16 protein-coding genes are annotated in these 19971 nt (G+C 64.2%); 10 read left to right on the top strand and 6 right to left on the bottom strand.

The window, feature by feature from the left end:
• Window positions 1–28 precede the first annotated feature (28 nt).
• The 4 genes from QTI20_RS07515 to QTI20_RS07500 all read right to left on the bottom strand — a co-directional run bounded on the left by QTI20_RS07515 (window position 29) and on the right by QTI20_RS07500 (window position 4851).
• Complete coding sequence (locus QTI20_RS07515; protein ID WP_286548765.1) at window positions 29–526, bottom strand: putative pterin-binding protein; 498 nt, start codon at window positions 524–526, stop codon at window positions 29–31.
• 179 nt (window positions 527–705) lie between these two features.
• Window positions 706–2343, bottom strand: coding sequence for a 3-(methylthio)propionyl-CoA ligase (locus QTI20_RS07510; RefSeq protein ID WP_286548767.1), 1638 nt, complete (start codon window positions 2341–2343; stop codon window positions 706–708).
• Between the two features lie 34 nt (window positions 2344–2377).
• The gene (locus QTI20_RS07505) at window positions 2378–3610 is read right to left on the bottom strand and encodes an ABC transporter substrate-binding protein (RefSeq protein ID WP_286548770.1); all 1233 of its coding nucleotides are present in this window, start codon (window positions 3608–3610) and stop codon (window positions 2378–2380) included.
• 14 nt (window positions 3611–3624) lie between these two features.
• Complete coding sequence (locus QTI20_RS07500) at window positions 3625–4851, bottom strand: ABC transporter substrate-binding protein (RefSeq protein ID WP_286548772.1); 1227 nt, start codon at window positions 4849–4851, stop codon at window positions 3625–3627.
• 185 nt (window positions 4852–5036) lie between these two features.
• On the opposite strand from QTI20_RS07500, the gene QTI20_RS07495 reads away from it, so the two are divergent.
• From QTI20_RS07495 to drt3b, 10 genes are all read left to right on the top strand, one after another.
• Window positions 5037–6227 (top strand): acyl-CoA dehydrogenase family protein, encoded by a 1191-nt coding sequence (locus QTI20_RS07495; protein ID WP_286548774.1) that lies wholly within the window; start codon window positions 5037–5039, stop codon window positions 6225–6227.
• Window positions 6228–6247: 20 nt separating this feature from the next.
• Entirely contained in the window at window positions 6248–7351 is a 1104-nt protein-coding gene (locus tag QTI20_RS07490; RefSeq protein ID WP_286548777.1) for an acyl-CoA dehydrogenase family protein, read from the top strand.
• Window positions 7348–8529: a CaiB/BaiF CoA transferase family protein gene (locus tag QTI20_RS07485; protein ID WP_219217236.1), complete on the top strand. Its 1182-nt coding sequence runs from the start codon at window positions 7348–7350 to the stop codon at window positions 8527–8529. The genes QTI20_RS07490 and QTI20_RS07485 overlap by 4 nt, the downstream gene beginning before the upstream one ends.
• A 28-nt stretch (window positions 8530–8557) precedes the next feature.
• Window positions 8558–9229 carry a nitroreductase gene (locus tag QTI20_RS07480; protein WP_286548781.1) on the top strand — a complete coding sequence of 224 codons (672 nt, stop codon included), beginning with the start codon at window positions 8558–8560 and terminating at the stop codon, window positions 9227–9229.
• 2 nt (window positions 9230–9231) lie between these two features.
• Window positions 9232–9810 carry an FAS1-like dehydratase domain-containing protein gene (locus tag QTI20_RS07475; protein WP_286548782.1) on the top strand — a complete coding sequence of 193 codons (579 nt, stop codon included), beginning with the start codon at window positions 9232–9234 and terminating at the stop codon, window positions 9808–9810.
• 5 nt (window positions 9811–9815) lie between these two features.
• Complete coding sequence (locus tag QTI20_RS07470) at window positions 9816–10289, top strand: hotdog family protein (RefSeq protein WP_286548783.1); 474 nt, start codon at window positions 9816–9818, stop codon at window positions 10287–10289.
• 42 nt (window positions 10290–10331) lie between these two features.
• Entirely contained in the window at window positions 10332–11327 is a 996-nt protein-coding gene (locus tag QTI20_RS07465; protein ID WP_286548784.1) for a Bug family tripartite tricarboxylate transporter substrate binding protein, read from the top strand.
• Between the two features lie 20 nt (window positions 11328–11347).
• Window positions 11348–12334 (top strand): Bug family tripartite tricarboxylate transporter substrate binding protein, encoded by a 987-nt coding sequence (locus QTI20_RS07460; protein WP_286574170.1) that lies wholly within the window; start codon window positions 11348–11350, stop codon window positions 12332–12334.
• Window positions 12335–13074: 740 nt separating this feature from the next.
• Complete coding sequence (gene drt3a / locus QTI20_RS07455; RefSeq protein ID WP_286548787.1) at window positions 13075–14340, top strand: antiviral reverse transcriptase Drt3a; 1266 nt, start codon at window positions 13075–13077, stop codon at window positions 14338–14340.
• Window positions 14325–16310, top strand: coding sequence for an antiviral reverse transcriptase Drt3b (gene drt3b / locus QTI20_RS07450; protein ID WP_286548789.1), 1986 nt, complete (start codon window positions 14325–14327; stop codon window positions 16308–16310). The genes drt3a and drt3b overlap by 16 nt, the downstream gene beginning before the upstream one ends.
• 511 nt (window positions 16311–16821) lie before the next feature.
• Here the strand turns inward: drt3b and QTI20_RS07445 are convergent.
• Together QTI20_RS07445 and QTI20_RS07440 are read right to left on the bottom strand one after the other, a co-directional pair.
• On the bottom strand, window positions 16822–18201 hold the full coding sequence (locus QTI20_RS07445) for a cytochrome c (RefSeq protein WP_286548792.1): 1380 nt from the start codon (window positions 18199–18201) through the stop codon (window positions 16822–16824).
• Window positions 18198–19970 carry a GMC family oxidoreductase gene (locus QTI20_RS07440; protein WP_286548794.1) on the bottom strand — a complete coding sequence of 591 codons (1773 nt, stop codon included), beginning with the start codon at window positions 19968–19970 and terminating at the stop codon, window positions 18198–18200. The genes QTI20_RS07445 and QTI20_RS07440 overlap by 4 nt, the downstream gene beginning before the upstream one ends.
• Window position 19971 lies beyond the last annotated feature (1 nt).

Below are 19971 nucleotides of genomic sequence, written 5' to 3'. Positions count from 1 at the left end.
AGCACGCAGCCGCATCATGGGCACGCGCCTAGAGCACGTCGATCTGGCACAGCTGCCAGACCGCGTAGAGGTAGAAGCTGTCGGAGCGCAGCTTGGAGTCGCGGTCGAAGGGGAAGACCACGAAGATCGGCCCCTTGTCCGAGATCGGCAAGGCGACGCCGTCCTTGGCGATGGCCAGGATCGCGCCGTTGCTGGCCAGGTCCTCGATGTCGGCGACCACCGCGTAGTCGTTGAGCGCGATCAGCCGCACCCGGCTGCCCTTGGCCTTGAGCGACGAGAGGAAGGTGCCCACCGCCACGCCGCTGTAGGTGACCGGCGTCTTGTTCCAGGGGGTGGCGGTCTTGAAGGCGGTCTGCGGCATGGCCTGCAGCGCCTCGAGGTCGAAGCGCCGGTTGCCGGCGGCATCGGCGCCCTCGATGGCGCCGCGGACCAGCAGGATCGGCGCCCCGGCAAACGATGGGCCCGCGATGCCGAGCGCCAGGGCGGAAGATCCCGCAAGAAAGGCGCGCCGACTGACAGTGCTCATCATCGTGTGTTCTCCGAAAAACGTCCGGTGGTGCCACGATACATCGGCAACCCCGCCAGCGGAGACATCGTTTGCATTCGGGCATCCAGTGGGAAGCCCTTGCGGACTGGACGATGAACGATTCTATAGAGACGCGGGCGCACCGCGCGCCGGCCCTGCCGGACCGGCGGGCGGCCCGCTCACGCGGCGTCGAACACCCGGTCCTTGAACTGCTCGCGCAGCTTGGTCTTGAGCAGCTTGCCGGTCGCGGTGTGCGGCAGCGCATCGACGAAGGTCACGTGGTCGGGCAGCCACCACTTCGCGACCTTCTGCGCGAGGAAGGCCTGCAGCTCGGCGCCCGTGACCTCGGCGCCCGCGCGCCTGACGATCACCAGCAGCGGCCGCTCCTGCCATTTGGGATGCGGGATGCCGATCACCGCCGCCTCGGCCACCGCCGGATGCGCGTTGGCCGCGTTCTCGAGGTCGATCGACGAGATCCACTCGCCGCCCGACTTGATCACGTCCTTGGCGCGGTCCACCAGCTGCACGTAGCCGTCGGTGTCGACGGTCGCGACGTCGCCGGTCGGGAAGTAGCCTTCGGCGTCGAGCACCGGGCCGCCCTCGCTCTTGAAATAGCCGCTCGCGATCCACGGGCCGCGCACATGCAGGTGGCCGAAGGCCTGGCCGTCGTGCGGCAGGCGCTGGCCCGCCTCGTCGACGATCTTGAGCTCCACGCCCCAGACGCCGCGGCCCTGCTTCATCTTGACCGTCGTCTGCTCGTCCTTCGACAGGCCGCGGTGCTTGGGCAGCAGGTTGCCGATCACGCCGATGGGGCTGGTCTCGGTCATGCCCCAGCCCTGCACGAAATCGGCACCGAAGTCGCGCTCGAAGCGCTCGATCATGCTGCGCGGGGTGGCCGCGCCGCCCACGCCGATGCGCTTCAGGCCCAGGGCCAGCGTGTCGATCTCGGGATGCGCATCGAAGTACTGGAACTGCATCAACCAGACCGTGGGCACGGCCTGCGAGAAGGTGACCTTCTCGTCGCGCATGAGTTCGTAGAGGCTCTGGCCGTCGAGCTTGGGCCCGGGCATCACCAGCTTGGCGCCCGCCATCGCGGCCGAGTACGGCATGCCCCAGGCGTTGGCGTGGAACATGGGCACGGCCAGCAGCAGCGTCATGCCCGAGTTGACGTTGAAGGTGTCGGGCGCGCATTCCATCAGCGAATGCAGCACGGTCGAGCGGTGCGAATACAGCACGCCCTTGGGGTTGCCGGTGGTGCCCGAGGTGTAGCAGAGCGACGAGGCGGTGCGCTCGTCGAACTCGGGCCAGGTGTAGTCCTCGCTCTGCGCGGCGATCAGCTCCTCGTAGCACAGCAGCTTCGGCACATCGATCGCGGGCATGTGCGCGCGGTCGGTCATGGCCACGAAGGTGTGCACGGTCTTGAGCGAAGGCGCGAGCTGCGCCACCAGCGCGGCGAAGGAGATGTCGAAGAACAGCACCTGGTCTTCGGCATGGTTGACGATGTAGTCGATCTGCTCCGGGAACAGCCGCGGGTTCACCGTGTGCAGCACCGCGCCCGTGCCCGAGACGCCGTAGTAGAGCTCGAGGTGGCGGTGCGTGTTCCAGGCCAGCGTGCCCACGCGCTGGCCGGGCGCGATGCCCAGCGCCTGCATCGCGTTGGCCACGCGCTTGGCGCGGCGCTGCACCTCGCGGTAGTTGGTGCGGTGCACCGGGCCCTCGACGGTGCGCGCGACGATCTCGGTCTCCGGGTGGAAGGTGGCCGCGTGATCGATCAGCGACGAGATCATCAGCGGGCGGTCCTGCATCAGTCCGAGCATTCTTGTGTCTCCGGTGGTTCTTTGGAAATGGCGCTCATTTGACGGCAATGGACTGGCCCATGGGCTCGAATTCCTTGCCGTTGAAGCGCACCAGCTGCAGCGTGCTGAAGGGCCAGTAGTCGGTGCTTGAGGTGTTGAGCGCCACGCCGGGCAGCAGCATGCCCGTGCTCACCGCCTTGAGGCTGGTGGCCTGCTTCAGCAGGTTCTCGCGCGTCAGGTTGTCGCCCGAGGCCCGCAGCACCTGCTCCATCGCCTGCGCCACGCCGTAGCCGTACACGCCGGCGGCGTTGGTCACGTCCTGGTCGGGGGCGTACTTCTTCATGAAGGCCAGGAACTCCTTGGTCGCCGGATCGTCGGCCCAGCGCGGCTGGGTCGCGTCCTTGAAGAAGGCCATGGCCATGATGCCGTTGGACTTGTCCAGGCCGGCCGGCTCCAGTGTCATCTTCACGTAGGCCGACACATAGGTCAGGTACTGCTGCTTGGGGCGCCAGCCGATGTCGTAGACCTTGCGGATGGCCTGCGCCGCGAAGCGCGCGGTGGCGAAGTTGACGAACACGTCGGCGCCCGAGGCCTGCAGCTTGATGATCTGCGAGTCGACGGTCGGGTCGGCGATCTCGAACGAGGCCTCGCCCACGATCATCGAAGCCGCCTTGTCGCCCAGCCCCTTCTTCAGGCCCTTGAGCAGGTCCTTGCCGAAATCGTCGTTCTGGTAGAGCACGGCGATCTTCGCGCCGGGCATCGTCTTCAGGATGTTCTTCGCGTAGAGACTGCCCTCGCCCTCGTAGCTGGGCATGTAGGGCGTGGTCCAGGGGTTGTTCTTCGGGTCGTTGAAGCGGTCGGCGCCCACGCCCAGCAGCAGGTGCGGCACCTTCTTGGCGTTCATGTACCGCATGATGGCCGCGTTGGAGGCCGAGCCGAGGTTGCCGTAGACGGCGAGCACCTCGTCCTGCTCGACCAGCTTGCGCACCACCTCGGTGGTGCGCGGTGGGGTGTACTGGTCGTCGTAGCTGATCAGCGTGACCTTGCGGCCGTTGATGCCGCCCTTGTCGTTGATCATCTTGAAGTAGGCCTCGTTGACCTTGCCGACGATGCCGTACGACGAGACCGGGCCGCTGTAGGGCATGGCCATGCCGAGCTTGATCTCGGTGTCGGAGGCGCCGGTGTCGTACTTCTTCTGGGCGAGCGCCATGCTGCTGCCCAGCAGAAGGGCCGCGCCGGCCAGCAGCAGCGCGGTGCGCCGAGGGAGGGTGTGGTTCTGTTGCGTCATGTCGTGCTCCGGGCTCAACGGCCCATCACCGGGCCGAAGGGCTCGTAGTGCGTGCCGGTGAAGCGCAGCAGCTGCATGCGCTCGATCGGGTAGAAGTCGTCGGCGGCGGTCTTCACGTCGATGCCCGGGTAGAGCATGGGCAGCGTGAGTTGCAGGTTGGCCGAGATCTTCATGATGTTCTCGCGCGTGAGGTTGTCACCCGCCTTGCGCAGCACGTATTCCAGCGTCTGGGCCGAGGAGTAGCCCAGCACGTTGAGCGAATCCGTCATGTCGCCGCCCGGGTAGTACTTGGCCATGAAGGCCTTGTAGTCGTCGAATTCCTTGGTGTTCTTCCAGCGATCGTCGGCCGGGTCACGCAGGTAGGTGGCCGAGATCACGCCCTGGGCGTTCTCGTAGCCGGCCGGCTTGATCACCGCCGAGACCGACACCGACACGCTCGACAGGTACTGCGTGGGCTTCCAGCCGATGTCGGCCGCCTTGCGTATCGCCTGCGCGGCGAACTTGGGCGTGGTGATGCTGAAGAAGGTGTCGGCGCCCGAGGCCTTGAGGTTGACCATCTGGCTGTCGATGGTCGGGTCGGTCACCTCGTAGGTCGACTGCGCCACCACCATGCGCTTGGCCTTGTCGCCCAGCCCGTCCATGAAGCCCTTGAGGAAGTCCTTCCCGAAATCGTCGTTCTGCATCAGGATCGCGATCTTCGCGTCGGGCTTGGTTTTCAGGATGTGCTCGGCGTAGATCAGGCCTTCGGTCTGGTAGGTCGGCTGCCAGCCCATGGTCCAGGGGAAGTCCTTGGGGTCGCCGAAGCGCGTGGCGCCGGTGGCCACGAAGAGCTGCGGCACCTTCTTGGCGTTCATGTAGCGGCGGATCGCCATGTTGTGCGCCGTGCCCAGCGGGCCGAAGAGCACCAGCACCTCGTCCTGCTCGACCAGCTTGCGCGCCTGCTCGACGGTCTTCGAGGGCGTGTAGGCGTCGTCGAGCGAGATGAACTCGACCTTGCGGCCGTTGATGCCGCCTTCGGCATTGATCTTGGCGAACCAGGCGCTCGCGGTCTTGCCGATCGTGCCGTAGGCCGAGACCGGGCCCGAGTACGGGACGATGTGGCCGATCTTGATCGTGGTGTCGGTGGCGCCGGTGTCGTAGCGCTTCTGTGCGTGCGCGGTGAACACCGCGGCTGCGCCGAGCAGCAGCGCGGCACCGGTGCGCAGGAAGCCCTTCGACGGGCGGGAGGGGAATACGGGCATGACGGTCTCCTGGTTTTTTCTGTTGCGCCACGGTCGGCGTCGGGACGGATCGTAGGCAGCCGCTCCGGCCGGCGGCATCGTCGGAAGAGACGATTGAGAGGCCCGGGCCTTGGTCCTAGCATGGGCCGCACAACAGCCAGACCGGAGACAAGCCGCAGGCCCGCGCCTGCCGGCAGCCACAGCCGATGAACCTCAGTTCGACCCCGCGCTACGAAGCCTTCCGCCAGGAGATCCGCGCCTTCCTCCGGACCCACGGCCACCGCTCGGCCACCGCCCCGACCGCGCAACGCCCGCCCGCGGCCGCGCTGGCCTGGCAGCGCCTGCTGCTCGAGCACGGCTACGCGGGCCGCACGGTGCCGCGCGAGTACGGCGGCCACGGCGCCGCGCCCGACGTGATGGAGGCCTACCTGATCACCGAGGAATTCACCCGCGCCGGCGCCGCGCCGCCCCTGGGCAACCAGGGCATCTCGATGCTGGTGCCCACGCTGCTCGAACTGGGCACCGAGGCGCAGCGGCGCGAATGGATCGCGCCCACCTTGCGCGGCGAGGTGCTCTGGTGCCAGGGCTACTCCGAGCCCGGCGCCGGCTCCGACCTGGCGGCGCTGCAGACCCGCGCCACCGAGGACGGCGAGGATTTCCTGGTCAACGGCCAGAAGATCTGGACCTCGACCGCGCACGTGGCCGACATGATCTTCTGCCTGGTGCGCACCGAGCCCGGCGCGGCCAAGCACGCAGGCATCAGCTACCTGCTGTTCTCGATGCAGACGCCCGGCATCGCGGTGCGCCCGCTGCAGACCATGACCGGCCATGCCGAGTTCAACGAGGTCTTCTTCACCGACGTGCGCGTGCCGCAACACCAGATCGTGGGCGGGCGCGGCGAAGGCTGGAAGGTGGCCAACGCCACGCTCAAGCACGAGCGCGGCTCGCTGGGCAATGCCGCGGTCACGACCCAGCGCTACCAGGAGCTGGTCGAGCTGATGCAGGCCGAGACCGTCGACGGCACGCGGCTGATCGACCTGCCGGTGCTGCGCGACCGTCTGATGCGGCTGCAGGGCCATGTGCTGGCGCAGAAGTGCCACGGCCTGCGCCTGCTCACCGCGGCCGCCGCGGGCGAGGACCTGGGCCTGGCGGCGTTGGTCGTGAAGCTGCAGGGCTGCGAGCTGCGCCACCAGCTGGCCGGGCTGGCCATCGACGCGCTGGGCGAGCTCGGCCTGCTGATGCACGGCAGCCCGCACCTGCGCGCGCAGGCGATCTGGCAGGAGCGCTACATGTTCGACCTCGGACTGATCATCGGCGGCGGCACCGCGCAGATCCAGAAAAACATCATCGCGGAGCGCGGCCTCGACATGCCGCGCGAGCCGCGCCTGGCCGCCTGACGCGCACGGAGCCCCCCCTCATGGAATTCGCCCTCTCCCCCGACCAGCGCGCCCTGCAGGACAGCGTGCGCCGCAGCCTCGAACGCGCCTGCCCGCTCGAGCGCGTGCGCGCCGTGGCCGCCACCGACGAACCCTTGGACCGCGCGGTCTGGCAGACCCTCTGCGAGATCGGCGTGCCCGCACTGCTGGTGCCCGAGGCGCACGGCGGCCTGGGCCTGTCGCTGCTCGACGCCGCATTGGTGGCCGAAGAACTGGGTCGCCATGTGGCGCCCGTGCCCTTCCTCGGCAGCGCGGTGCTCGCGCCGCTGGCCCTGCGCGAGGCCGGCAGCGCGGCGCAGCAGGCCCAATGGCTGCCGCGCCTGGCCCGCGGCGACTGCATCGCCGGCGTGGCCATGGCCGAGCGCGTGGCCGGTGCGCGCGACGGCGCGGGCGTGCGGGCCGACGCTGGCCGGCTGAACGGCAGCGCGCTGTTCGTGCTCGACGCGGCGCAGGCCGATGTCTTCATGGTGGCCGACCGCAGCGGCGCCCTGCACCTGGTCGCCGCCGATGCACCGGGTTTGCAACGCGCAGCCCTGCGCAGCATCGACGCGACCCGCCCGCTGGGCGCGCTGGTGTTCGACAACGTGCCCGCGCAGGCCCTGCCCGGCGCCACACCCGCCACGCTGGCGCGGCTGCGCAGCGCCGCCTGGGCCCTGCTCGCGGCCGACACGCTGGGGGCGGGCTGGGCCATGATCGACCAGGCCGTCGCCTATGCGAAGGAGCGCCGCCAGTTCGGCCGCGTGATCGGCTCCTTCCAGGCGGTGAAGCACCTGTGCGCCGAGATGGCCGCGGGCCTGGAGCCCGGCCGCGCGCTGGTCTGGTACGCGGCCCATGCCTTCGACGCGCTGCCCGACGAGGCCGAGCTGCTGTCGGCACATGCCAAGGCCCACCTGTCGGAGACCGGCACCTTCGTCGCGCGCACCGCCACCGAGGTGCATGGCGGCATGGGCATCACCGACCTGCTGGGCCTGCACTTCTGGTTCAAGCGCATCGGCTTCAACCGGCAGGTCCTGGGCGGCCCCGAGCGCCTGCGGCAGCACGCCGCGCAACTCCAAGATTTCGAAGCAAGGAAGGAAACAACATGACATCGCCCCGCATGCTCGAAGGCCTGCGCGTCACCGACCTCACGACGGTGATCTTCGGCCCCTACTGCACGCAGATCCTGGCCGACCTCGGCGCCGAGGTGATCAAGGTCGAGCCGCCCGAGGGCGACAGCATCCGCATCATCGGCACGCCGCCGCACACGCCGCTCATGAGCCCGGTGCACCTGCGGCTCAACCGCGGCAAGCGCTCGGTCGACTGGGACTTGAAGAGCGAGGCCGGCCGCGCCGCCATGCACCGGCTGATCGAGACCAGCGACATCTTCATCCACAACGTGCGCAGCGACGCGATCGCGCGCGCCGGCCTGTCGTACGAGGAGGTGCGCGCGATCCGGCCCGACGTGATCTACGTGCACTGCACCGGCTTCGACCAGCGCGGCCCCTACGCCAAGCTGCAGGCCTACGACGACATCATCCAGGCCGCCTCGGGCGTGGCCTCGCTGCCGCCGCGTGTCGACGGCAACCCGCAGCCGCGCTACGTGCCGATGACCATGGCCGACAAGGTCTCGGGCCTGCACGCGGCCTATGCGGTGCTGGCCGCGGTGATCCACCGGCTGCGCACCGGCGAGGGCCAGAAGGTGGAGGTGCCGATGTTCGAGTCGGTCACCAGCTTCAACCTGGTCGAGCATCTGTGCGACATGACCTTCGTGCCGCCCACCGGCCCCTCGTGCTACCCGCGCCAGGTCGACCCCACGCGCCAGCCGATGAAGACCCGCGACGGCTACCTCGCGCTCGCGCCCTACCTCGACGAGCGCTGGGTGCGCTTCTTCGAGGCCACCGGCCATCCCGAGGTGCTGCAGCAGCCGCAGTTCGCCGACAAGGCGCTGCGCCGCAAGAACACCAGCCGCATGTACGAGGCCGCGGCCGCGATCCTGCCCGAGCGCGGCACCGACGAGTGGCTGGAGATCCTGCGCCTGGCCAACATCCCGGCCATGCGCGTCAACGACATCGACGACCTGCCCACCGACCCGCACCTGCAGGCCACCGGCCTGTTCCGCCAGCGCACCCATCCCACCGAGGGCGAGTACCTCGAGGTGCGCCCGCCGGTGCAGTTCTCGGCCTTCGACTACGCCGAGCTGGGCCATGCGGCCGCCTCGGGCCAGCACAGCGCCGAGGTCGCGGCCGAACTGGGCGTCGTGATGCCGAAGCGCGACGCACACTGAGCTCCCCTCTTCCACCATCGGACATCCCATGAACATCCAGGACGCGATCGCCAGCCGCCGCTCGGTGCGCCACTTCCTCGACCGGCCCGTGCCGGCCGACACCCTCCGGCGCGTGCTCGAACAGGCGCTGCGCGCCCCTTCGGGCGGCAACCTGCAGCCCTGGCACCTGCACCTCGTGGGCGGCGAGCGGCTGGCCGAACTCAAAGCGGTGATGCGCGAGCGCGTGCAGCAGGCACCCACCGGCGAAGGCAGCGAGTACGACATCTACCCGCGCGAGCTGGTGTCGCCCTACCGCGACCGGCGCTATGCGGTGGGCGAGCAGATGTACGCGCGGCTGGACATCCCGCGCGAGAACAAGGCCGCGCGGCTGCAATGGTTCGCGCGCAACTACCAGTTCTTCGGCGCGCCGCTCGCGCTGTTCTGCAGCGTCGACCGCCGCATGGGCCCGCCCCAATGGTCGGACCTGGGCATGCTGCTGCAGAACGTGATGCTGCTGCTGCGCGGCGAGGGCCTGGACAGCTGCGCGCAGGAATGCTGGGCGATCTACCCGAAGACGATCGGCAGCTTTCTCGCGCTGCCGGCCGAGCGCATGCTGTTCACCGGCATGTCGATCGGCTACGCGGACCCGGACCATGCGCTCGAAGGCTTCATGACCGAGCGCGCGCCGCTGGCCGAAGTCGCCGAGTTCATCGGAATCTAGCCATGGCCGCACCCGACACCGACTGGCAAGCCGCCTGGCAGCCCCTGGTCGCCCGCGTGGGCGAGGACTTCGGCAGCGCCGAAACCTTCCACGGCGCCGACGTCATCGACCCGAGCGCGGTGCGCCGCTACCTCGAGGTGCTGGAGTTCGACTGCCCGCTGCACACCGACGCGGCCGTGGCACAGAAGCACGGCCATGCGGCACCCACCGTGCCCTCGACCAGCCTCATGACCTGGACCCTGCCGCCCATGTGGTCGCCCGGCCAGCCGCCGATTTTCACCAGCGACGCCCGCGACGCCGAGCCCGAGCGCAGCCCGCTCAAGGGCGTGCGCCCGCCCGGCATGCCACCGACCAGCGCCTACATGGCGACCGACTACGAGGTCGACTACCTGCGGCCGGTGCAGGTGGGCGACCGGCTCGCGCGGCGCGGCAACCGCCTGGTGCGCTGCCAGCCCAAGGCCACCCAGGTCGGCCGCGGCGCCTTCACCACCTGGGAATACGAGATCGTCGACCAGCACGCCGAGGTCGTCGCGCGCTGCCGCTTCAGCATGTACCACTACAACCCCCACGCCGCCGCATGAAGTGCATGAGCCATGAACAGAACCCCGTCATCGACTGGGGCCAGCAACGCACCTGGAGCGAGGTCGCAGTCGGCGACACGCTGCCCCCGCTGCGCTTTCCGCTCACGGTCTACCGCATGGTGATGGCCGCGGGCGCGAACCGCGACTTCAACGCGATCCACCACAACACCGAACATGCGCAGTCCACCGGCGCGCCCGAGATGTACGCCAACGTGATGTTCCTGCAGGGCATGTGGGAGCGCACGGTGCGCGAGTACATCGGCCTGGCCGGCACGCTGCATGCCATCCGCGGCTTTCGCATGAAGTCCTTCAACACCGCGGGCGACACGGTGGTGGTGCAGGGCCGTGTCGAGCGCAAGTGGATCGACGAGGGCGCCGACGCGGCGCAGCGGCACCGGCTCGAACTCCAGGTCTGGAGCGAGAACCGGCACGGTGTCTCGGTCGGGCCGGGGGGCGTGGTCGTGAGCCTGCCGGCCTGAATCGCCGCGCCCCAAGCCAGAAGAACAACCCGGAGACAACCCATGAACGAAGACACCCGCCTTTCGCGCCGCCACGCGCTCGCCCTGCTGGGCGGCGCCCTCACGGCCGGCACCGCCCTGCCCTCGATGGCCCAGCCCGCGGCCTGGCCCAACAAGCCGATCCGCATGATCGTGCCCTATGCCGCGGGCGGCGGCACCGACGTCTTCGCACGGATCGTGGCCGACGGCCTGGGCCAGCGACTGGGCCAGAGCGTGATCGTCGACAACCGGCCGGGCGGCAACGGCATGATCGGCATCACGGCGGTGCAGCGCGCGCCCGCCGACGGCTACACGCTGCTGTTCTCGCTGACCTCGATCATCCAGAACCCGCTGCTCTACCCCAACGTGGGCTTCGACCCCTTCAAGGACTTCGTGCCGGTGTCCGAAGTCGGCCGCCAGCCCATCGTCTTCACCGTGAGCAACAAGCTCGGCGTCGACACCCTCGAGGGCTTCATCAAGCTCGCCAAGGCATCGCCGGGCAAGTATTCCTACGGCTCGTACGGCAACGGCTCGAGCGCGCACCTCTATGCCGAGGTGCTGCAGGACGCGGCCGGCATCCGGCTGCTGCATGTGCCGTACAAGGGCGAGACACCGGCCATCACCGACCTGCTGGGTGGCAACGTCGATGCGGTCTTCGTCTCGGCCAAGGGCGTGGGCCAGCACGTGGCGGCCGGCAAGGCCCGCTCGCTGGCGGTCGTCGGCACCGCGCGCGCGCCGCTGGCCACCACGGTGCCGACCTTCAAGGAACTGGGCTTCGCCGGCATGGACTCGGTCGGCTGGTTCGGCCTCTACCTGCCCGCGGGTGCCGCACCGGAGATCACGAAGCGCCTGTCGACCGAGGTCGCGACCGTCGTGCAGGGCGCGGACGCCGCCGCCCGCATCGATGCGATGGGCATCATCCCGGTCGGCAGCACGCCCGCGCAGCTGACCGCGACCATGCGCGCGGACCACGAGCGGTGGCGCGGGGTGATCCAGGCGAAGAACATCCGGCTCGAATGAAGAAACGCGAGAGGCACCCGATGGCACACCGCTCGCTCACCCTGGCCCTGGGACTGGCCCTTGGCGCACTGACCACACTCCCCGCCGCGGCGCAAGCCACAGCCACCGACTACCCCACGCAGACCGTCACGCTGCTCGTGCCCTTCCCCGCCGGCGGTATCACCGACAACATCGCCCGCCTGGTCGCCCAGGAAATGGCCACGGCCTGGGGCAAGCCCGTGGTGGTCGACAACCGCGTGGGCGCCAGCGGCACCATCGGCGCCGCAGCCGTGGCCCGCGCCCCCAAGGACGGCCACACGGCCCTCTTCACCATCACCACGCACGTGCAGATGCCGGCGCTGCGGCGCGCCCTGCCCTACGACGCGGTGAAGGATTTCGCGGCCGTCTCGCAGATCGGCATGTCGACCTCGGCCCTGGTCGTGACGCCCGACTTCCCCGCGACCACGTTGAAGGAACTGGTCACCGTCCTCAAGGCCGATCCCGGCAAGTACGCCTACGGCTCGACCGGCGTCGCGACCACCTCGCACATCTACGGCGAGCTGTTCAAGAAGGAAGCCGGCGTCGACATGCCGCACGTGCCCTACAAGGGCGCGGCGCCCATGGTCACCGACCTGCTCGGCGGCCACATCCGCGTCGCGGTACTCGACACCGGCACCGCGCTGCCCTACCTGCAAAGCGGCAAGCTGCGCGCCCTCGCGGCTTTGGGCACGCGGCGCTCCGAAGCCCTGCCCCAGGTGCCCACCTTCCAGCAGGCCGGCTACGCGGGCTTCGAGCCCTATGCCTGGATCGGTCTCTTCCTGCCCGCCGGCACACCGCAAGCCCGCATCGACAAGATGTCGACCACGGTCGCCGCGATCATCGCCACGCCGGAGATGCAGAAGAAGATGCGGGAGATGAACATCGAGCCGGTGGGGAGCACGGCGGCGGAGTTTTCGGTCGTGTTGCGGGAGGATGCGGGGACTTGGAGGCGGGTGATTGAGGGGACGGGGATTCGGGTTGAAGAGTGATGGGAATGGTGGGTCTCAAGGCGCCCCGAACCTCAACATCGATTGGCGTTTATGTTCAGCCGGCAGTACCAGTTCGGCGCGGTAGCAGCCACAGTAGCAGGGCCGCTACTTCGCTTGCCAATTCTTCCTCACCGAAGCCGTACTTTATAAAGGTGCAATTCTCTGCTCGTCACCTATGTAAGGGGCTCATGCGCGACTGCGGGCAGAACAAGAGTTCGTGGCAGATGGCCGATTGCCCATGACGGCTATCGACCCAAAGACACGGTCGAGTTGAAGGACTGCTTGAGACCGTTGCAGGCCTCCAGTCGGCACACAGGCCCGCTTCGAGCCAAGACGGACCGTAGCGCCTAGGGTTTAGCAAGGCGTCCGGCGAATCGAGGGACGCCCGTAGTGCCCTGTAGATGGCTAAGCGCAACGCTTCGCACAGCTTCATAAATATCTCGCCGGCAGCGCCAGCGGCCTTAGGCACATATCCGAATCGATTTCAGCTAGCGAGACCGGCCGGTTACTGCTGCCGATCCACCCGTCATTAAGACTTCGATTTGCCTAGACACTCCCGCCCGAAAAACGAGCCATCTCTAGACCGGGAGCCTCAACTTCCCCCCAAGAACATTTGCGCAGTGCGACACAGGCACACGACCCGATCTCAGCCCGTAGACGTTGGATCGGAAATATTCAACAAACTGCGCACACGAAAGATGTAACATGTCGCAACAACCCAGTCACATGGAAGACACTCAATGTACGACTTGTCATTTTCCAAAAGGTCTCTTGAGACATCATTTGAAAAAAGAGATCTCTCTGGCATTAGTTCGGCAAATCATGCCTCATTCAAAAGCACAATATTAGCAGCGGCCGAAATTTCCGCGCAGACAAAATTTGAAACAGCAACTCCTCTACTAGGACAATTTCCCCTAAAGGGAAAAACAATATTTCATTTTTTGGCGCTTGAGCATGAGATTGTTGCACGAAAGCTCTGCGAGAACATAAAAAAAACAAATCGAATACCTACGAAGGGGCGCTCCGAAATTGTCTCCAGCCTACGCCTGCTATTGAAAGAGGGCGTTCCTTTTCGTGTTTACAGGCTCGACATATCGAGCTTTTATGAGTCTTTTATGAAGGCGGACATCATGGGAATGGTGGACTCTTTACACCGCTTAAGTCCGCATAGCAAGATATTAATGCGCGAACTTCTTGAGGCGCACACTTCGCTTGGTGGCAGTGGTGTCCCACGAGGACTTTCGGTAAGCGCTGCACTATCGAACCTCATGATGCGTGATTTTGACCATAGCATGAAAAATAGTGCTGAGGTTTTCTTTTATGCTCGGTATGTTGACGACATCATCATGCTGACTTCATGCCGAGAGGATCCTGTGGCCCATATTCGGCAAACCGAAAAGAACTTGCCGCGAGGATTGCGTCTTAATCCCAGCAAAAAAGAGATTATTGAAGTTCGATCACCAGTGTCGCCAAGAGGCAGCGCAGACGCGAAAGTATGCCTATTTAAATTCAGTTATTTAGGTTACGAATTTATTGCATACGAGCCCGTAAAATCAAGAAGCAAGAAGGATGGGTCTCTTTTTCGCGACGTAACGACTGATATCGCATCCAAGAAAATTCAGAGAATTAAAACGAGGATTTCGCGATCATTCCATGAATTTTCGCGGACGAATAACTTCATTCTCTTAAGGGATCGAATTAAATTTTTGACAATGAATTTTGGCATTTATAACGCAAAAGCCGGCGGGAAGAAGTTAGCTGGAATCTACCACAGCTACCCATTAGTATCGAATGACGCGCCAGGACTGAAACATCTCGACGACTTTCTTCGAAATGCCATCCTCTCCAAAACCGGTCGACTCAACAGTTCTAGTGCGCCAATGCTGTCCGCACAGAGGCGCCAAGAATTGATGGCCTGCAGTTTCGTCAAAGGGCATAGCGAAAAGCGATTCGTCTACTTTTCAGGCATAAGACTCAAAGAAATTCAAAAGTGCTGGGCACACTAGGGCTTGTCGTGAAGAAAATAAACAAAATCAAACGCAACGACTACAATCGCGTCCTAATCACAGAGACTCTTCCATTTGAAACGCCAATTATCTTCTCAAACACCGGGCTCTATGACCAGATTGCCGACCTTGACTCCGCCAGCGCTACCCAGCAGCTAATCATTAAATCGCTTGTATTCGGCGAAGGCCGGTCAAAAGGGCCTAACGCAACCAACCCGTACACCTACAAAATCAGAAAAAACTCTACTGAATTTCGGCGCCTTGGTTTGCTGCACCCCATTTCCCAATGGCAACTGAAGGGGTTCTACGAAAAGTACGAGCACTTGATTCTTCACTATTGCAACATAAGCCCAACATCCATTCGTGCACCGAGAAAAATTGCGGGTAGCTTTTACAGCAAGAGCTCTTGGGAAAACATAAATAAATACAAAAATAATTCGGTATCAAGCACGGAATCAGATAGGTACGCAAAGCACACACCCTCGTACTTCTCTTACGCGGGACACGACCGGCTTTACAAGTTTTTCAACTCGCGCGATTATTTCTCCCTTGAGAAGCAGTTCTCAGTGCTGAGAACTTTAGACGTTGCCAAGTGCTTTGATAGCATTTATACCCATAGTCTTTCTTGGGCAGTCAAAGACAAGGCATTTACCAAAGCTTCAGTCTCAGTTTCCTCAACATTTGCTCAGGAGTTTGACGAGGCAATTCGACATGGAAACTATAACGAGACAAACGGAATTCCAATCGGCCCAGAGGCTAGCCGAATATTTTCCGAGATAATATTCCAAGAGATTGACAGAAGAGTTATTCAGCGCCTAGCGCACCTCAAGTTTGGGCGTGACTATACCTTTCGCCGCTACGTTGACGATGTTTTTATTTTTACCCTCAATGAAGACAAGGCAAAAGAGGTATACGACGCCTATGCCGACATCTTGGTTTCCTTCAATTTGCATGCAAACTCTGCAAAATCCTCAACAATTCATCGTCCATTTATTACAGAGAAATCAAGGCTTATATATGAGGCTGGATTGCAGGCAAATACATTTTTTGAGAAATTCCTGGAGGCCGTCGACTCAGAGAGCCTGAAGCCTAAGCGAATATTTTCACGCTGGAGAATCTCAAAAAGCTATATCGACTCAGTCAAGGCCCTTTGCTCTCACAATAATGCAGACTACGATGCCGTAGCCTCTTTCCTCATTTCCGTAATAACCGAGCGGATAAAAAAACTAGTCAATAACGATCTTAAAGAAGATGCCAGTCAAGACCCGAAAGCTTTTGAAGCAGCAATAGAAGTCTTGATGGAGGTTATGTTCTTCCTTTACAGTGTTGCCCCTTCCGTAGGCGCCTCTTACAAATTGAGCACATCTTTGATTTTGGTTCATCGCTTCGCCAAGTCAAATCTACCCGGAGCCGTGCACACTATTTCTCAGTATCTGTACGGTCTAGCCGAAACCCTTCTATTTGATCAGTGCAATAGACCATCTGCAGAGAGTATCGATGGGTTTGTGAATCTCGAATACTTAAATATCGTTCTATCAATGCGCGAACTTGGTGAATTTCATCTCTTGCCAGAACGAGTTTTATACGAACTATTTATCAAGGAAAAGCGTTTGGGCTACTTCACCATCGTAGCCTGCTTATTTTATGTTCGCAACGACCCACAATACAAAGCAATTAGACGATCGCTGATTAAAGCCGCCTCCAGCAAAATGGGAAATCTCTCCGACATTCTAACCAACAGTGAGAATGCATACTTATTTTTAGATCTGCTGACCTGCCCATTTGTCCCTAACAAAAAGAAAGCGGGTTGGATCATCTCGCTACACCAAGCCTTAGGCAGGGCGCAACCCAGTGCTAGTGACATCAGCACTTATCTTTCTTCAACTCTCGCACTTCATACGCAGGTAGATTGGTCAGACGTAGACCTCCTTAACTCACTAGAGAAAAAAGAGCTCAAACAAGCTTACTAGTGGTAGGATTCGACCTGAAGGCGGCAGACCTCTCCTCAGCTCAAGGGTAACTGGCGGCTGCAACGAGCTTCCTTAAAAAGAAGTTTTTTCAGTGTTCGGTCGGCGTTGGCTACTAGAAATAGGGCTATAAACGACTGCACACTTGAGTGGTATCTAGATCGTTTCAGCGATCGAAGGTATCCACACACTCAGTTGGCCTGCTGCCTTCACCTTTTCTGGGATAAGTCCCGCAACTTGTGGGAATCCGTGGTGGCGACGGCCTGCAGTTGGCCGCCAGGGTCTCGAAAATTAACGGCGCCCCCTTACGACGCATCCCATTGCCGTGTCCAGGATTGACCGGGGTCTTTGATCGCCCGCGCACCAGTGGCGTGCCCCCGCGCACAGGGCACCGGATGCTCCCCCGCAGCGAAATAAAGGAGGAACAGAAGACAGGGGACATTCGCGGAGGGGAGTACCCGATGCCCTGTGCACGCGCCCCGGAGAGAGCCCCACACCAATCACGCAAAGCCTCTCACGGCCCCTTCGCCGCAGTCACCGTCTTAAGCGACTCCCGCACCTTCGCCACCTGCCCTGCTGTGACGGCATTCCCCTGATTCCCCCAACTCGAGCGCGCAAAGCTCAACACACTGGCCACGTCCGCATCGTTCAAACGCCAACCGAAGTCGGGCATCGCGATAGGCGACGGTGCCTGCGCGGTACTCGGCATGGCCGAACCCGCGAGCACCAAGCGGATCAGCGAGGTCGGGTCCTTGGCATTCACCACGCTGTTGCCCGCGAGCGCGGGAAAGGTCTTGTTGGCGCCCGTGCCGTCCGAGCGGTGGCAGGCGTTGCAGTTGTTGAGGTAGACCATCGCCCCGCTGTTGGCCTCGACCGTGCCGTTGCGCAATGCCTGCGCCGTCGGGTGCTGCGGCGCCGCGGCGACCAATACGGCCTGCGTCGGCACGGCCGGCCCTCCGGACTTGGCGCCCAGCGATTGCAGGTACACCGCGATCGCCTGCAGGTCCGCCGTCGACATGTGCTGCGTGCTGTTCTGCACCACTGCGACCATGGCACCGAAAGCGGCGGTCTGGCCTGTGCGGCCGGTCTGCAGGTACTGCACGATGTCTTCGGACGACCATTGCGCCATCGTCGGCCGGTCGGTGTGGCGCAAGGGTTGGGCGTACCAGCCGTCGATGATCGCCCCGGACAGGTACAGCTCGCCCTTGCGGTCGCTGGCGGCCTTGACGCCGCCGAGCACGCTGCGCGGCGTGTGGCAGTCGCCGCAATGGCCCAGGCCCTGCACCAGATAGGCGCCGCGGTTCCATTCGGCGCTGCGTGCGTTGTCGGGCTGGTAGGCGCCTTTGTCGAGGTAGAGCCAGTTCCAGCCGATCATCAGGCTGCGCATGCTGAAGGGCCATGGCAGGTCGGTGGGCGGCGGCTTCTGCGCCACCGGCTGCACGCCGTTGCGGAAAAAAGTGAAGAGCGCGTGCATGTCCTCGTCGTTCACGCGGGCGAACGAGGGGTACGGCATGGCGGGGTACAGCCGGTGGCCGTCCTTGGCGACGCCTTCGCGCAACGCGCGGGCGAACTCGGCCTCGCTGTAGGCGCCGATGCCCGCCTGCGGGTCGGGCGAGATGTTGGTCGAGACGATGGTGCCGAAGGGCGTTTTCATCGGCAGGCCGCCACCGAAGGCCGGCTTGCCCGGCGCGGTGTGGCAGCTGACGCAGTCGCCCACGCGGGCGAGGTAGCGGCCGCGCTCGAACACGGGGTCGCCTGCAGCGGTGGACACAGCGGCAGGCGCCGCCGGTGTTGCGGCGACAGGCCCATCGCTCTTCTGCGCCATCGCCCAGGCCCCCGCCCCCATCAGCACCACGGCCGCGGCGATGCCGCCGTACACACGACGCGCGTTCATGCCAGCGCTCCCGGGTTCTTCAGGTACTGCTCGCGGATGGCCTTGGCCGACCAGTAGGCCAGCGCGCCCACCATGCCCGTCGGGTTGTAGCCGAAGTTCTGCGGGAAGGCGCTCGCGCCCATCACGAACACGTTGGGCACGTCCCACACCTGCAGGAAGCGGTTGACGGCGCTGGTCTTGGGGTCCGTGCCCATGGGCGCGCCGCCGGTGTTGTGGGTCGACTGGTAGAAGCGCACGTCGTAGTGGGCGTCGGGCTTCTGGAAGTTCATCTTCATCTGCTTCGGGCCCATGGCCTTGGCGATCTGCTCGACCTTGGTGCCGATGAACTGGGTCATCGCGAGGTCGTTGGCCTTCCAGTCGAAGGTCATGCGCAGCAGCGGCTGGCCGTGCACGTCCTTGTAGGTCGGGTCCAGGTCGAGGTAGTTGTCGCGGTAGGCCATCACCGAGCCCTGGCTGCCCACGCTGGCCATGTAGAGGTAGTTCTCCTTCACGGCCTTCTTCCAGCCCGCGCCCCAGTTGGGCGCGCCGGGCGGCAGGCTCATCTGCTGGATCGGCCGCCCGCCGGTGTTGATGCTGTTGATGGTCGCGCCGCCGATGAAGCCCAGCGGGCCGTGGTCGAAGTTGTCGCCGTCGAAGTCGTCGATGACAGAGCCGCTGGCGCCCGCGCCGACGAAGGGGTTCATCGGCTGCTCCTTGTCGAAGAACAGGCTGGCGCCGCCGTTGAGCTGGTAGGCGTAGTTGCGGCCGATCACGCCTTCGCCGGTGGCGGGGTCGTAGCGCTTGCCGATGTTCGACAGCATCAGCAGCCGCACGTTGTGGAACTGGTAGGCGCACAGCACCACCAGGTCGGCGGGCTGCTCGACCTCGTTGCCTTCGGCGTCGACGTAGGTCACGCCGGTGGCGCGCTTGCCATCGGGCGACATGTTCACGCGCAGCACATGCGACCTGGTGCGCAGCTCGAAGTTGGGCCGCTTCATCAGCACCGGCAGCAGCGTGGTCTGCGGCGAGGCCTTGGAGTACATGTAGCACCCGTAGCGCTCGCAGAAGCCGCAGAAGTTGCACGGCCCGAGCTGTGCGCCATGCGGGTTGGTGTAGGCGCGCGAGGCGTTGGCCGCGGCCTGCGGGAACGGGTGGTAGCCGAGTTCGCGCGCGGCCTTCTCGAACAGCTTGGCGCTGTTGACCGAGGCCAGCGGCGGCAGCGGAAACTCGTTGGCACGGGCGCCCTCGAAGGGGTTGCCGCCGGCCTGGATCTTGCCGCCGATGTTGCCGGCCTTGCCCGAGGTGCCGCAGATCTTCTCGAACTGGTCGAAGTGCGGTTCCAGCTCTTCATAACTCACGCCGAAGTCCTGGATGGTCATGCCCTCGGGGATGAACTTCTTGCCGTAGCGCTCTTCGTAGGTGCTGCGGATGCGCAGGTCGCTGGGCAGCGGGCGCCAGTGGTGGCCGTTCCAGTGCACGCCCGCGCCGCCCACGCCGTCGCCGGGCAGGAAGGACGCGAGCTGCCGGTACGGCACGGCGATCTCGGCCGGCGTGTGGCGGATGGTCACGGTCTCGCGCGAGAGGTTCTGGAACAGCTTGCCGCGGATGCCGTAGCTGAGCTCGTCGGTGATGCGCGGGTAGGCGAAGTCGGGTTGGGTGTCGCGGTTCTCGCCGCGCTCCAGCGCCAGCACCTGGAGGCCGGCGGACGTGAGTTCCATGCCCATGATCGCGCCGGTCCAGCCGAAGCCGACCAGCACCGCATCGACACGGGGCTTCTTGATGTTGGCCATG

It is taken from the genome of Variovorax sp. J2P1-31 (assembly GCF_030317215.1).
Taxonomy (GTDB): domain Bacteria; phylum Pseudomonadota; class Gammaproteobacteria; order Burkholderiales; family Burkholderiaceae_C; genus Variovorax.
This window is presented reverse-complemented; position numbering and strand designations above follow the sequence as displayed.